General features: G+C 42.7%; 13 protein-coding genes. 10 read left to right on the plus strand and 3 right to left on the minus strand.

Annotation, left to right across the window (positions count from 1 at the left end; genetic code table 11):
- The first annotated feature begins 322 nt into the window (after positions 1–322).
- From L1D51_RS15670 to cyoE, 6 genes are all read left to right on the plus strand, one after another.
- Positions 323–742: a hypothetical protein gene (locus tag L1D51_RS15670; protein WP_055197879.1), complete on the plus strand. Its 420-nt coding sequence runs from the start codon at positions 323–325 to the stop codon at positions 740–742.
- A gap of 239 nt (positions 743–981) precedes the next feature.
- A complete protein-coding gene (gene cyoA / locus L1D51_RS15675) occupies positions 982–1,896 on the plus strand; it encodes a ubiquinol oxidase subunit II (protein WP_239964109.1) in 915 nt (304 codons plus the stop codon).
- 2 nt (positions 1,897–1,898) lie between these two features.
- Positions 1,899–3,887 carry a cytochrome o ubiquinol oxidase subunit I gene (cyoB, locus tag L1D51_RS15680; protein WP_055020653.1) on the plus strand — a complete coding sequence of 663 codons (1,989 nt, stop codon included), beginning with the start codon at positions 1,899–1,901 and terminating at the stop codon, positions 3,885–3,887.
- Positions 3,884–4,519 (plus strand): cytochrome o ubiquinol oxidase subunit III, encoded by a 636-nt coding sequence (gene cyoC, locus L1D51_RS15685; protein WP_239964111.1) that lies wholly within the window; start codon positions 3,884–3,886, stop codon positions 4,517–4,519. The genes cyoB and cyoC overlap by 4 nt, the downstream gene beginning before the upstream one ends.
- Positions 4,519–4,878 (plus strand): cytochrome o ubiquinol oxidase subunit IV, encoded by a 360-nt coding sequence (gene cyoD / locus L1D51_RS15690; protein WP_055020654.1) that lies wholly within the window; start codon positions 4,519–4,521, stop codon positions 4,876–4,878. Before cyoC ends, cyoD begins: the two co-directional genes overlap by 1 nt.
- A gap of 141 nt (positions 4,879–5,019) precedes the next feature.
- Positions 5,020–5,904: a heme o synthase gene (cyoE, locus tag L1D51_RS15695; protein ID WP_054554292.1), complete on the plus strand. Its 885-nt coding sequence runs from the start codon at positions 5,020–5,022 to the stop codon at positions 5,902–5,904.
- A gap of 82 nt (positions 5,905–5,986) precedes the next feature.
- Here cyoE and L1D51_RS15700 read toward each other — a convergent pair whose 3' ends face one another.
- Both L1D51_RS15700 and L1D51_RS15705 read right to left on the minus strand, forming a co-directional pair.
- Positions 5,987–6,895, minus strand: a complete 909-nt coding sequence (locus L1D51_RS15700; RefSeq protein WP_239964113.1) for a histone deacetylase family protein — start codon at positions 6,893–6,895, stop codon at positions 5,987–5,989.
- A 53-nt stretch (positions 6,896–6,948) separates the two neighbouring features.
- Positions 6,949–7,314: a PilZ domain-containing protein gene (locus tag L1D51_RS15705; RefSeq protein WP_055020656.1), complete on the minus strand. Its 366-nt coding sequence runs from the start codon at positions 7,312–7,314 to the stop codon at positions 6,949–6,951.
- 163 nt (positions 7,315–7,477) lie between these two features.
- Between L1D51_RS15705 and L1D51_RS15710 the strand changes: the two genes are divergently transcribed.
- Positions 7,478–8,227, plus strand: a complete 750-nt coding sequence (locus tag L1D51_RS15710; RefSeq protein WP_055020657.1) for an EAL domain-containing protein — start codon at positions 7,478–7,480, stop codon at positions 8,225–8,227.
- 26 nt (positions 8,228–8,253) lie between these two features.
- Here L1D51_RS15710 and ettA read toward each other — a convergent pair whose 3' ends face one another.
- Positions 8,254–9,927 (minus strand): energy-dependent translational throttle protein EttA, encoded by a 1,674-nt coding sequence (gene ettA, locus L1D51_RS15715; protein ID WP_239964115.1) that lies wholly within the window; start codon positions 9,925–9,927, stop codon positions 8,254–8,256.
- 246 nt (positions 9,928–10,173) lie between these two features.
- Between ettA and L1D51_RS15720 the strand changes: the two genes are divergently transcribed.
- Genes L1D51_RS15720 through metH form a run of 3 tightly spaced genes read left to right on the plus strand, consistent with a single transcriptional unit; the run spans position 10,174 to position 14,818 of the window.
- A complete protein-coding gene (locus L1D51_RS15720; protein WP_054562290.1) occupies positions 10,174–11,121 on the plus strand; it encodes a homoserine O-succinyltransferase in 948 nt (315 codons plus the stop codon).
- Positions 11,111–12,178: a homocysteine S-methyltransferase family protein gene (locus L1D51_RS15725; RefSeq protein ID WP_054562289.1), complete on the plus strand. Its 1,068-nt coding sequence runs from the start codon at positions 11,111–11,113 to the stop codon at positions 12,176–12,178. Before L1D51_RS15720 ends, L1D51_RS15725 begins: the two co-directional genes overlap by 11 nt.
- A gap of 9 nt (positions 12,179–12,187) precedes the next feature.
- Positions 12,188–14,818, plus strand: a complete 2,631-nt coding sequence (gene metH, locus L1D51_RS15730) for a methionine synthase (protein WP_239964117.1) — start codon at positions 12,188–12,190, stop codon at positions 14,816–14,818.
- The last annotated feature ends 76 nt before the right edge of the window (positions 14,819–14,894 follow it).

Below are 14,894 nucleotides of genomic sequence, written 5' to 3' on the forward strand. Positions count from 1 at the left end.
CTACTGACTAAGTATGCTTTAAAACGCTATTTTTATGTTATTTTCTTTTTCTTCATTGCTTTTCGCTATATAAAATACAGTATTACTTTTAAATATTTAGCTGTAATAAGTTTGGTTTTTTACAGTTTGTTAGCAAGTAGCTAAACAATACTTAACCATGTGCTGTTAAATTCTACTTGTACCGTCTGTTGACTTTGTTATACTCCACATCGAAATTTCAGTAATTACTGAAACTTTATTGATGAAGATCATGTTACCGCATTAAAAAATAGGGTAAGCCATTTACCTAAAATGCAGTAAAAGCGATAAAAAGGCGTGAGTTTTGCGAGCAATTAATCAGTCACAAGGTGTCAAACAGTCTAGCTTAGCTAGATTGCAATTGGCTGCGCGTGCGTTTTTTGCTGGTAAAGAGCTAATGTCAGTTTTAGCCTTGTTGCTGATTAATTCAGCGATGCTAATCAACGGTACATTAGAAGATGCTCAAGGGCTAAGAAGCTTATTAAGCGAAGGTGCTTTATACGAAACACCATTGCTTAATGTGTTGAGTTTTTTAGCTTACCCAGTGGTGTCTTGCCAATTACTTATTGGTTTATGCTGGTTGGTCTTCCATTTCTTCCCTGCGCGTCGTGCAGGTGTCATTTTACGTAAAGCGGCCTTCGCTGCGCGTGAAACGATAAAGTCTTTAGTAGTACACAGCGCTCATGGCTGTCGTGCTCCTCCTCGTGTAAGTGGTTGTCTGTAAATAAGCTTTGTTGCTTAAGTTCAGCCATTTTAGTCATTTTCTAAGTTGTCTTTACTAAGCACCTAGTGGGATTTTTACGCCCAAATTTCAGTCAGCCAACCTAATAAAATCCCTCACTTTTTAGCGTGCCTTTTTGTCGTGCTCGTTATTCAGCCGAGGGATATCTGTAGCATCTGTTGCAGAAAAGCGTCGTGTTCTTATTTCGACAAGTGTTAACTTTTAGGTTGTAGGATATTCCTTTGTCAATTCGAAACCTTTGTAATATTGCTCTAGCGTCTTTAGTGCTGGCTTTGTCTGGCTGTAAAGGCGGGGTACTCGATCCAAAAGGTCAAATTGGTGTCGACGAGAAGTATTTAATTATCGTAGCTACGGTGTTAATGCTGATTGTTGTGATTCCAGTTATTGCCATGACAATTTATTTTGCATGGAAATACCGTGATGGACGAGATCAAGAAATTTACGCTCCAAAGTGGGCGCACTCTAATAAGATTGAAGTTGTAGTTTGGACCATTCCTATCATCATCGTTGCGATTTTAGGTGTGATCACATGGCAGTCAACGCAACAACTTGACCCATATAAACCACTTGAGGGTAAAGGTAAGCACCTTACTGTTGAGGTTGTTTCTTTGAACTGGAAATGGCTATTCATTTATCCAGAGCAAGGCATCGCCACAGTGAATGAGCTTGTTTTTCCTGCCAATGTGCCAGTGCAGTACAAGATCACCTCAGAAAGCACCATGAACTCGTTTTTCATTCCACAGCTTGGTAGCCAAATTTACTCAATGGCTGGTATGGAAACAAAGCTTCACTTAATCGCTGATGAGCCGGGTACTTTTAAAGGCTTTTCTGCTAACTACAGTGGTGCAGGTTTCACTGGTATGAAGTTCGATGCCATTGCAACAGCCACAGAAGCTGATTTCGATGCATGGGTAAACAAAGTAAAAAATACCGGTTCTGCATTGACTAAGCAAAGCTATGTTGAACTTGCAAAACCAAGTGAATACGACCCAGTTAAATACTATGCCAGCGTAGATAAAGATATGTTCCATTCAATCGTAATGAAATATATGCAAGCGCATGGCTCTCACGGTGCAATGCAACACGCTATGCCAGAGCACTCAGCTCATAAGAAGCACAGCGAGGACGAGGAATAATCATGTCGTTGTTAGGTAAATTAACATTAGACGCAATCCCGTTTCATGAACCAATTATCATGGTTACCATGACGGTTGTTGCTGTCTTAGGTCTGTTAGTGGCAGGCTTAGTAACAAAATATAAAAAGTGGGGCGTGATTTGGCACGACTGGATCACCTCAATTGACCATAAGCGTTTAGGTGTCATGTACATCATTCTTGCGCTTATCATGCTTTTCCGTGGTTTCGCGGATGCCATTATGATGCGACTGCAATTAGCAATGGCTACCGGCGGTGCAAGTGGTTACTTACCACCAGAGCACTATGACCAAATATTTACGGCACACGGGGTGATTATGATCATCTTTATGGCGATGCCGTTTATGATTGGTTTAATGAACATCATTTTACCGCTGCAAATTGGTGCCCGTGATGTTGCATTCCCATTCTTAAATAACCTTAGCTTTTGGTTAACTGCTGGCGGTGCAATCCTAATCAATATCTCATTATTCTTTGGAGAGTTTGCGAAAACGGGTTGGGTGGCATATCCACCGTTGTCAGAGTTGTCATTCAGTCCAGGTGTCGGGGTCGATTATTATATATGGGCCTTGCAAATATCCGGCTTGGGTACCTTATTAACATCGGTAAACTTCTTAGCGACTGTATTTAAAATGCGTGCACCAGGCATGACATTAATGAAAATGCCTATTTTTACTTGGGCATGTACGTGGGCGAATATCTTAATTGCAGCATCGTTCCCAATTTTAACGGCTGTACTGGCAATGCTAACGCTTGACCGTTATCTCGATTTCCACTTCTTCACAAATGAACTAGGTGGTAACGCGATGATGTACATCAACTTATTCTGGGCATGGGGTCACCCTGAGGTTTACATTCTGATCTTACCTGCGTTTGGTATTTTCTCAGAAGTTATCTCTACGTTTGCTGGTAAACGCCTGTTTGGTTACAAGTCGATGGTTTACGCAAGTGGTGCAATTTCGATTTTAGGTTTCATCGTTTGGCTTCACCACTTCTTTACGATGGGCTCAAGCGCTAACGTTAATGCCTTCTTTGGTGTTATGACCATGGTTATTGCGGTACCGACCGGGGTTAAGTTGTTTAACTGGTTATTCACTATGTATCGTGGTCGTTTACGTATTACTGTGCCTGTCCTTTGGACTTTAGGCTTTATGGTGACGTTCACTATCGGTGGTATGACGGGTGTTCTACTTGCTATTCCTGGTGCTGACTACGTATTACATAACAGCTTATTCTTAATCGCTCACTTCCATAACACCATTATTGGTGGTGCGGTATTTGGTTATTTAGCTGGTTTTGCGTTTTGGTTCCCTAAAGCAATGGGCTTCAAACTTGACGAGAGCTGGGGCAGACGATCTTTCTGGTGCTGGTTAATTGGTTTCTTCGTGGCATTTATGCCGTTATACGTACTTGGTTTCTTAGGTATGACACGTCGCTTAAACCACACGAACAACCCTGATTGGAACATTTGGTTATACATTGCAGCTGGCGGTGCGGTGATCATTATGTTCGGTATCTTGTTCCAAGTTGTGCAACTTGTAGTGAGCTTCAAAAACCGCGAGCAACTTGATGATACAACGGGCGATCCGTGGAATGGTCATACTCTTGAGTGGGCATCGGCTTCACCTCCGCAGTACTACAACTTTGCGAAAATCCCTCATGTTGATGACATCGATGCGTGGACAGACATGAAAGAAAAAGGCTTAGCTTACAAGCAAGAAGACTCTTATAGCCCAATTCATATGCCAAAAAATACATCGGCAGGTGTATTAATGAGCGCGGCTTTAACAACCTTCTGTTTTGCCATGATCTGGCACATTTGGTGGCTTGCAGCCTTTGGTTTACTGGGTGCTATCGTGGTGTTCATCAAGCGTTGTTACACCAGCGATATTGATTACTACGTGCAACCAGATGAAATTGTTGAACTAGAAACGGCTCACAATACAGCCGCTACGAAGGAGGTGAATGCATGAGTACCATTTCTGCAGGGCTCGACACCTTAAACGGCGCACACGGTCATGTCGATGCACATGACCATGAGCACCACGATACAGGTGGTAACACCGTATTTGGTTTCTGGCTTTACCTTATGACTGACTGCCTGTTGTTTGCATCATTCTTTGCAACCTACGCAGTATTGTTTATGAACACTGCTGGCGGTGTGTCGGGTAAAGACATTTTTGAACTTGATTTTGTGGCGGTTGAAACCGCAGCTCTACTACTCAGTAGTATCACTTTTGGTTTTGCGATGATTTCTGCTCATGGGCAGAAAAAGGCGGCTACATTAATTTGGTTGCTAGTTACCTTTGCCTTTGGTGCAGTGTTTATTGGTATGGAAGTGTACGAATTTCATCACCTAATTGCGCATGGTAATGGCCCTCAGCAAAGTGCCTTTTTAACATCGTTCTTCTCTCTAGTGGGCTTACATGGTCTTCACGTTACAGCTGGTCTTATTTGGATGACTGTCCTAATGATTGAAGTTGTGCGCCGTGGTTTAAACCCACAAACAGTGACACGCCTAAGTTGTTTAAGCCTATTCTGGCACTTCTTAGATGTGGTGTGGATCTGTGTATTTACCGTTGTTTATTTAATGGGAGCAATGTAATGAGCCACAGTGAATCACATGTAATTAATAACTTAGAAGTTCATACGCATAATGAACAATCACATGGCAGCGTTAAAGACTATTTAATTGGTTTTCTACTGTCAGTGGTTTTAACGGCTATTCCATTTTGGGCTGTGATGAGTGGTTCGTTTTCGAAAACGACCACTGCATGGAGCATCGTGAGCATGGCGATTGTGCAAATTTGGGTGCATTTGAAATATTTCTTACACCTAAACTTCAAAACTGAAGACGGCAAGGCAAGTTCATTGTCGTTTATCTTTAGTGCTTTAATCATTGTAATGGTGGTTGGTTTGTCGGTGTGGATCATCTACGAATCGAACGCCATGATGATGTACTAATAACAATTACTTGGTAATTGGTAAAAGATTTACGAGAGGAGCTGGTTAGTCTGAGGTTGTGTCTCCAGTTCTCACAGTCTGTTACTAACTAGTTTCTTTCGTAATATTGCGTTTGTGCTGAAAATTAGAGGAGTCGAGGAAGTGTTTCGACGTTATTTAAATGTCACTAAACCTGGCATTATCATGGGCAATTTGATCTCTGTCGCGGGGGGATTCTTGCTAGCCTCTCGTGGTGATATTGACCCATGGTTAATGATCGCAACCTTACTAGGGTTATCTTTAGTAGTAGCATCAGGATGCGCGATCAATAACGTAATTGATCGTGATATTGATGTTGCTATGGCGCGCACTCGCAAACGCGTCACAGTGACTGGCGAAATGTCAGCAAAGGCGGCTATGGCACATGGCATCGTGCTTGGTGTTATTGGTTTCGGATTATTAGCAGTGTATACCAACGTAGTGGCACTCTTATTTGCTACTTTTGGTTACGTCATCTACGTAGGTGTGTACAGCTTATATATGAAACGTCGTTCTGTGTACGGCACCTTTGTAGGAAGTTTATCTGGCGCAGTACCACCTGTAGTGGGTTATTGTGCCGTGACTGGGCAGTTTGATGCTGGTGCTGTGATTTTATTGGTTATGTTTAGTCTATGGCAAATGCCTCATTCATATGCAATTGCAATCTTTCGTTATAACGACTACCAAGCGGCCAGAATTCCTGTGTTACCAGTAGCGCAGGGGATCGAGAAGGCAAAGCATCACATTGTTTTATATATCGCCGTGTATGCGTTGGTTGTGATGTTATTAACCATTAGTGGTTATACAGGTTTAGCCTTTATGGCTGTAGCCTGTACAACGAGTTTTTGGTGGTTGCTAATGGCGCTTCGTGGCTATCGTCGCAATATTGATGTAAGCGGCTGGGCGCGCCAAGTGTTTGCTTTTTCAATTGTAAACATCACGGTTTTGAGCATAGCGATGGCTTTAGATTACCATTCGGTAGCTCCACAGCTACTTGTTTTAACTTAGAAAAAAGTTGCTAACATATCCCAATGTTACAGTAGCAAAGGCCCGGTTTTTTCTCCACCGGGCCTTTTTTCTTTGTTATTTTTTAAAAACGAGCAGCTTGCTCTACCACAATACCATGGCGAGCCGCTAAACGGCGATGATCTTTATCATAGCCACCACCAATTACTGTTGCGACAGGTACATTGTGCTCAAGGCAACGCTTGAGGACTAAATGGTCGCGTTGCTCTATCCCTTGCCAGCTTATATCGAGTTTCCCTAAAACATCTTGCTGCCATACATCTACACCTGCATCATAAAGCACTAAATCTGGGTTTAGGGTGTTTAATAAATAACTCAGAGTATCGTCAACAACGCCTAGGTATTCACTATCAGCGACATTCGGCGCTAAACCTATGTCTAAATCGCTGGTTGACTTTCGAAATGGAAAATTCTTTTCACAGTGAATAGAGCAGGTATAAGCATAGGGCTGATGCGCCAGCATTGCTGCGGTACCATCACCTTGATGAACATCTAAATCAAAAATAAGTATATTGGTTACTTCACCACTTTTTATCAGAGTTTCGCTGGTAAAAGCGAGGTCGTTTACCATGCAATAGCCTGAGCCAAAATCAGTATGGGCATGGTGAGTGCCCCCCGCTAAGTGACAAGCAATGCCATGTTTAAGGGCTAAACGTGCTGTTTGTAAGGTGCCTAGAGGCGCAGTAAAGGTACGTGCCATCAGCTCTTTTGACCAAGGTAAGCCAATACGGCGCATCGCTTTTTCATCTAAGCGGTTGTGCCAAAGGTCGTGGATATAGTTTTCGCAGTGCACTAATTCAAGGGGCTCAGGGCTGCCAAGCATCGGTTGAGTTAGGTTGTCATTTATTAATCCAAGGTTTTGTACATGCTCATATAAATAAGCAAACTTACTCATCACAAAGCGATGATTAGGATCGAAACTAAACGAGTAATTTGGATGATACACCAAGGGTAAGTGGGGATTTAACTGCATAGCTCATTGAATAGCTGAATTTGCTACAGCATAACGAATCTACCGACAAAAGTTTACTCTGGCGCGTGAATTAAATGGGCTAACTCGCGATGTAATAATGCTTCATCACCCAGATTTAGCTCAATCAACCGTTTTAAGTGAGTAATACTATCAATATCGATATGTTCACAGCGAAGGCCAGCATGTTGATGCTCAACATGACATAGCTCCACTTGCATTTTAATCTCGATAGTTGATTCTGGCAGGGTGAAGATTAAGTCAGCTTTACTATGAATAGGCACTAAAAATGAATCACTTTTAGTAATGAGCGCACCTTGCAAAGATAGATCAAGTAACTGACAGTGATAGTCGTTATCTTCGATACGAAGGATCGCAGGGCAAGAAAATAATACCCGCGAAAACTCTCTGCGTTCATTCATAGCTGTATCTCCTACTTTAGTGACCTAATGAGTATAGTCGAGTCAGCGGTTGTCGCCTGATTAAATGGCAGCTGAGTATTGAAATTCAAAATCCGGTGGGTTGCCATTATTTGCAAATTAATCTCCTCGGTCTATCTTTAATAGGCATTGATAGGAGTATGATGTGATTACACTTGCAGAAATTGAAGCGGCACTTGATAACAATGAATTCTTTTTAGAATACTTACCCACAATACGTTTAAGTGATAATCGGTGTGTTGGAGCAGAAGCGCTTATTCGTTGGCAGCGAAATGATAAAGTCGTCCCACCTCTCGAGTTTATACCGTTAATTGAAGGTTCTGTATTAAGTGGCATGATCACATACTGGGTCATAGATAAAGTAGCCGAAGAGCTTGCTGAGTGGCTGAATAAGCATGACAACGTACATGTAGGTATTAATGTTCCACCAGAGCTTTGGGGGCGAGGCGGAGTATTCTATACCCTGAAAAAGTCAGCTTTGAATAGTAATGCCAGCAAAGTGATATTTGAATTATCTGAGCGAGGGATCCCCGATAGAATGGGTGTTCAAACTATTCTAGAAAATATCTCTAAGGCAAAAATGGCGTTAGATGATATGCAATTAGGTGAAGCGAATATCTTAGCGCTTGCGCAGTTAAATGTTGATTATATAAAAATAGATAAGTCGGTAATCGATCTGATTTTACAAGATGACTGGGCTACTTCATTACAAAAGAAACAACTCGCAAATTGTGGTTATGACAGTAATCATGCCTATATTGCAGAGGGAGTCGAAACCAAAAAACAAGCCCAAGTAGTCGCTAAAGCGGGGATACAATTTGCACAAGGTTGGTATTTTTCGAGATCATTGAAAGTTGATGAATTCCTTGCATACTTTGCACAAAAAAGCCCCTAAATAGGGGCTTTTTGAGTATCAGCTAATTAGCCAATTTTTTTGTATTTAATACGCTTAGGTTGTGCCGCTTCTGCGCCTAAGGTTTTCTTCAACCACTCTTCGTATTCTGTGTAGTTACCATCGAAGAAGTTAATTTGGCCTTCGTCACGGTAATCAAGAATATGTGTAGCAATACGGTCAAGGAACCAACGGTCATGCGAGATACACATTACACAGCCAGGGAACTCTAAAATAGCGTTCTCAAGTGCACGTAGTGTTTCAACGTCTAGGTCATTGGTTGGCTCATCCAGTAGTAATACGTTGCCACCTGCTTTCAATAGCTTAGCTAGGTGTAAACGGTTGCGCTCACCACCTGATAGGTCTTTAACGAATTTTTGTTGGTCGTTACCTTTGAAGTTAAAGCGGCCAACATAGGCACGGCTTGGGAATTCAAAGTTACCAATTTTTAATACGTCTTGGCCGTTAGAGATTTCTTGGAAAACAGTGTTGCTTTCGTCCATGTCGCCACGGAACTGATCAACCGTTGCAAGCTCAACTGTGTCACCAACAATAATCTCACCGCTATCAGGCGTTTCTTCACCACTTAGCATTTTGAATAGCGTTGATTTACCCGCACCATTGGCACCGATAATACCTACGATAGCGCCTTTCGGCATTGCAAAGTTTAAGTCATCGATTAATACACGGTCGCCAAAGCTCTTCTTCAGGCCTTTCACTTCGATAACTTGGTCACCTAAGCGTGGACCCGGTGGAATGAATAGTTCATTCGTTTCGTTACGCTTTTGGTAATCGTTTTGTTGAAGCTCAGAGAACTGTGCCATACGTGCTTTAGACTTAGCTTGACGGCCTTTCGGGTTTGAACGAACCCATTCAAGTTCTTGCGCGATTGATTTTTGACGTGCTTTTTCAGATTTCTGTTCTTGTTGTAAACGTAAATCTTTTTGCTCAAGCCACGATGAGTAGTTACCTTCCCAAGGAATACCTTCACCACGGTCAAGCTCTAAAATCCAACCTGCTACGTTATCTAAGAAATAACGGTCGTGGGTTACAGCAACCACGGTACCTTCGTAGTCGTGTAAGAAGCGCTCTAACCAAGCAACTGACTCAGCGTCTAAGTGGTTGGTCGGTTCGTCAAGAATAAGCATATCTGGTTTTTCAAGTAGTAAACGACAGATCGCAACACGGCGACGCTCACCACCCGAAAGGTGTTCAATTTTTGCATCCCAAGGTGGAAGGCGTAATGCATCAGCTGCACGCTCTAACACGTTGTCGATATTGTGACCGTCGTGCGCTTGGATGATAGCTTCTAGTTCGCCTTGCTCTTTAGCAAGTGCATCGAAGTCAGCACCGTCCATTGCATACTCGTTGTATACTTCATCAAGGCGATTTAGTGCATTTTTAACTTCGCTTACAGCTTCTTCTACTGTTTCGCGAACTGTTTTGCTTTCTTCTAGCACGGGTTCTTGCGGTAAGTAACCGATTTTAGTGCCTGGTTGAGGGCGAGCTTCTCCTTCAAAGTCTTGGTCAACACCAGCCATAATGCGAAGTAACGTTGATTTACCTGCACCGTTTAGACCTAGCACACCAATTTTTGCGCCTGGGAAAAAGTGTAAAGAAATATCTTTTAAGATAGTGCGCTTAGGTGGCACAACCTTAGATACTCGACTCATCGAGAATATAAACTTGTCTGGTAACACCATGAAAGAAGCCTTCAATTTATAATAAAAATTAACAGCAAGTATTGTATACCCAAACTACCTCAAAATACAGAATTCAGCGTTTATGATAGGCTTAATATCAAGGTGTTATTTACTCAAAGAGTCATACATTTTAATTAATGACCGCTCAGAAATACTATTTCATTTAGACATCTAAACATCTAGAGGTTGAAATTTCTAACTATCCGTTCATAATTAGCAGTCAGATAAGTATGCTCGGAGCCAGCTATGCCCATTACAGTAAAAGATGAATTGCCTGCCATTGCAAAGTTACGTCAAGAAAACGTGTTTGTAATGCCAAAAAGTCGTGCTAAAACGCAAGAAATCCGCCCAATGCGTTTGGCCATCTTAAACTTAATGCCAAACAAAGTTGAAACCGAAGTGCAGTTTATTCGCTTGTTAGCAAACTCACCGCTGCAAGTTAATGTTGAGCTGTTGCGCTTAGATACCCATCGCACCAGCAGTAACTCTGAACAGCACATGGATACGTTTTATCGTTATTTTTCAGAAGTGAAAGATAATAACTACGATGCCATGATCATAACGGGCGCACCGCTTGCTCATTTAGAGTATGACGAAGTTGCCTACTGGGATGAACTAAAAATTATTTTAGATTGGGCAGAGCAGCATGTGACGTCTACGCTGTTTTCGTGTTGGGCGGCCCATGCGGGGCTTTATCATCACTATGGTCTTAAACGTGATCTGAAACCAAACAAATTAAGCGGTGTTTTCACCCATAAAAGCTATTTTGACCACGCAGCGCTAACGCGTGGCTTTGATGATACCTTTTTAGTGCCACATTCTCGTTATGGTCATATTGATATCGATAAGATCAATGCCTGCGAGGAGCTAGTGGTGTTAGCCGGATCAGAGCGAGTAGGTGCCTACTTAATTAAAAATAAATCAGGTAGCCAAGTGTATATTACTGGCCATCCAGAGTACGATGCTCATACCTTAAAAGGGGAGTATTTACGCGACCAAGAAAAATCAGCGGATGCACCTAAGCCAGAAAATTACTTCCCTGACGATAACCCAGACAACGAACCGTCGAAAACGTGGCAAAGCCATGCCTTTTTATTGTTTTCGAATTGGTTAAACTATTATGTGTACCAAACTACACCGTATGATATTAACTTAGTTAGCCAAGATGTAAGGACTAACAACTATGCCGAGTAATGCAGTGAATAAACGCGAACAATTAACCGAGGCGCTAAAACAGCGAATTTTAATCCTCGATGGCGCGATGGGCACCATGATCCAAGAATATAAATTAGAAGAACAGGATTATCGCGGTGAGCGCTTTAAAGACTGGCACGTACTTATTAAAGGCAATAACGATTTATTAAGCCTGACTCAGCCAAAAATCATTGCTGATATTCACCGTGCTTATTTAGAAGCCGGTGCCGATATCATCGAAACGAATACCTTTAATGCCACGACTATTTCTATGGAAGATTACGACATGGCGAGCCTTAGCCGCGAAATCAACCTCGAGTCAGCGAAGCTTGCACGCGGCGTGTGTGATGAACTTGAAGCAAAAGATCCTAGCAAACCGCGTTATGTAGCCGGTGTACTTGGGCCAACGTCAAAAACCTGTTCTATTTCACCAGATGTAAATGACCCAGGTTATCGTAATATCAACTTTGATAAGCTGGTGGCTGCGTATGTTGAGTCAACACTGGCATTAATGGAAGGTGGTGCTGACCTTATTTTAATAGAAACCATCTTTGATACCCTTAATGCTAAAGCGGCTTCGTTCGCTGTAGAAGAAGCATTCGAGCAAGCTGGTCGTAGTTTACCTGTGATGATTTCGGGCACCATTACCGATGCCTCTGGCCGTACTTTATCAGGGCAAACCACAGAAGCATTTTATAACTCAATTCGTCATATTAAACCGCTATCAATCGGCCTTAACTGCGCCCTAGGCCCTGACTTACTGCGCCAGTATGTTGAAGAGTTATCGCGCGTTTGTGAAACCTTTACCTCGGTGCATCCAAATGCAGGTTTACCGAACGAGTTTGGCGAATATGATTTAGAAGCTCCTGAAATGGCAAAAGAAATTATTGATTGGGGCAAGTCTGGCTTTATCAATATTGTAGGTGGTTGTTGTGGCACGACACCGGCTCATATTAAGGCGTTTGCGAAAGGCCTTGAAGGTGTAAAACCTCGCCAATTACCTGAGCTTGAAGTGCGTATGCGCTTATCGGGCCTTGAAGCGTGTAACTTAAACTAGGAAACCGACATGACTGACCAAATTGCTGTATTTACTAACGTCGGTGAGCGTACCAATGTAACAGGCTCGGCTAAGTTTAAGCGCTTGATCATGGAAGAAGATTACGAGACCGCTCTCGATGTTGCCCGTGAACAAGTAGAAAATGGCGCGCAAGTGATTGATATCAACATGGATGAAGCCATGTTGGACTCGAAAGCGGCGATGGTAAAGTTTTTAAACTTAATTGCCTCAGAGCCTGATATCTCAAAAGTACCTATCATGGTCGACTCATCTAAATGGGAAGTGATTGAAGCAGGCTTAAAGTGTATTCAAGGTAAGGCCATTGTTAACTCAATTTCACTTAAAGAAGGTGAAGAGCCATTCATCCGCCAAGCTAAGCTAATTAAACGCTTTGGTGCTGCTGCGGTGGTTATGGCGTTTGATGAAACCGGGCAAGCAGAAACTGCTGATCGTAAGTTCGAGATTTGTCAGCGTAGTTACAAAATACTCGTTGATGATATTGGCTTTCCGCCAGAAGACATTATTTTTGACCCAAACATTTTTGCCGTCGCAACGGGCATTGAAGAGCACGATAACTACGCTGTTGAGTTTATTGAAGGTACGCGCCGAATTAAGCAAGGCTTACCGCACTGTAAAGTGTCGGGTGGTGTATCGAATGTGTCGTTCTCGTTCCGTGGTAATAACCCAGTACGTGAAGCTATTCACTCAGTGTTTTTATACCACGCGATTAAAGCGGGTATGGACATGGGCATTGTAAATGCGGGCCAATTAGCGGTTTACGATGATATTCCCGAAGAGCTGCGCAAAGCTGTAGAAGATGTGATCCTTAATACCGATCCAGGTGCCGGTGAGCGACTTGTTGAACTTGCACCCAAATACTCTGGTATGGCGCAAGCAGAGAAAGTTGAAGATTTAGAGTGGCGTACTTGGCCTGTTGAAAAGCGCCTTGAACATGCACTAGTAAAAGGCATTACCGAATACATCGATGAAGATACCGAAGAGTGCCGCAAGAACAAAGCTAAGCCTATCGAAGTGATCGAAGGCCCGCTTATGGACGGCATGAACGTAGTAGGTGACTTATTTGGCGCGGGTAAAATGTTCTTACCTCAGGTTGTTAAATCTGCTCGTGTGATGAAGCGCGCCGTAGCCTATCTTGACCCTTTTATTGAAGCTGAAAAAGAAGAGGGCGCAACCAATGGTAAAGTGGTTATGGCAACCGTTAAGGGTGACGTACACGACATTGGTAAGAACATTGTAGGCGTTGTACTGCAATGTAATAACTACGAGGTTATCGACCTTGGTGTGATGGTGCCGGCAGAGAAAATCTTGCAAACCGCCATTGACGAGAAAGCCGATATTATTGGTTTATCAGGGCTTATTACCCCTTCGCTTGATGAAATGGTGCATGTTGCGAAAGAAATGACCCGCCGTGGTTTTGAATTACCGCTACTGATTGGTGGTGCAACAACCTCTAAAGCGCATACCGCGGTTAAAATTGAACCTCAGTATGATAAAGGTGTGGTTTATGTAAATAACGCCAGCCGCGCTGTAGGTGTAGTTTCTAATTTATTGTCGAAAGAATTAAAACCAGCATTTTTAGAGAAAACCAAGGCTGAGTATGAAAAAGTACGTGAACAACAAGCACGTAAAAAGCCGCGCTCAAAACCCGTTACTTTACAGCGTGCTCGCGACAACGCTGTAAAACTCGATTGGGACAACTACACGCCGCCTGTACCGAAAAAGCTGGGTGTGACTGAGTTTAAAGATGTTTCGATTGCGACGTTAAGACAGTACATCGACTGGACACCTTATTTCATGACGTGGTCAATCGCTGGTAAGTACCCACGTATTCTTGAAGATGAAATTGTAGGTGAACAGGCTAAAAGCTTATTCGCTGATGCCAACGCAATGCTTGATGAGCTTGAGCAATCAGGTGCGCTACAACCTCTAGGTGTCATTGGTTTATTTCCTGCAAACCGAGTAGGGGATGACATTGAGATTTACACCGATGAGTCGCGTACAACGCTTTTAACTACAGCGTGTCATTTACGTCAGCAAACAGAAAAAACCGACTTTGCTAATTATTGTTTAGCTGATTATATTGCGCCAAAAGGCACCCCTGATTACTTTGGTGCTTTTGCGGTTACTGGTGGTCTTGAAGAAGACGACCTTGCCGATGCCTTCGATGCTAAGCAAGATGATTATAATAAGATCATGGTTAAAGCCGTAGCAGATCGCTTGGCTGAGGCATTTGCTGAGTACTTGCATGAGCAAGTACGTAAAGAGTATTGGGGCTATGCGGTAGATGAAAATCTATCGAACGATGAACTTATTCGTGAAAACTACCAAGGTATTCGCCCTGCGCCAGGTTATCCTGCTTGTCCTGAACATACAGAGAAGAAGAAAATCTGGCAGTTACTTGATACCGAGCAGCGTATTGGCATGAAGCTAACCAGTTCATATGCAATGTGGCCGGGTGCGGCGGTTTCTGGTTGGTATTTCTCTCACCCTGAAGCTAAGTACTACGCTGTAGCGCAAATTCAAAAAGATCAGGTTGAAGATTACGCTAAGCGTACCAACATGACTCTTGCAGAAGCTGAGCGTTGGTTGTCGCCTAATTTGGGCTATGAACCAGAATAATAACCTTTAGTTATTAGCTTTTGTTTAAATTAAAAACGAGCCCACAAATGGCTCGTTTTTTTATGCTCATTTTTTA

The organism is Pseudoalteromonas shioyasakiensis, assembly GCF_022398475.1.
Taxonomy (GTDB): Bacteria; Pseudomonadota; Gammaproteobacteria; order Enterobacterales; family Alteromonadaceae; genus Pseudoalteromonas.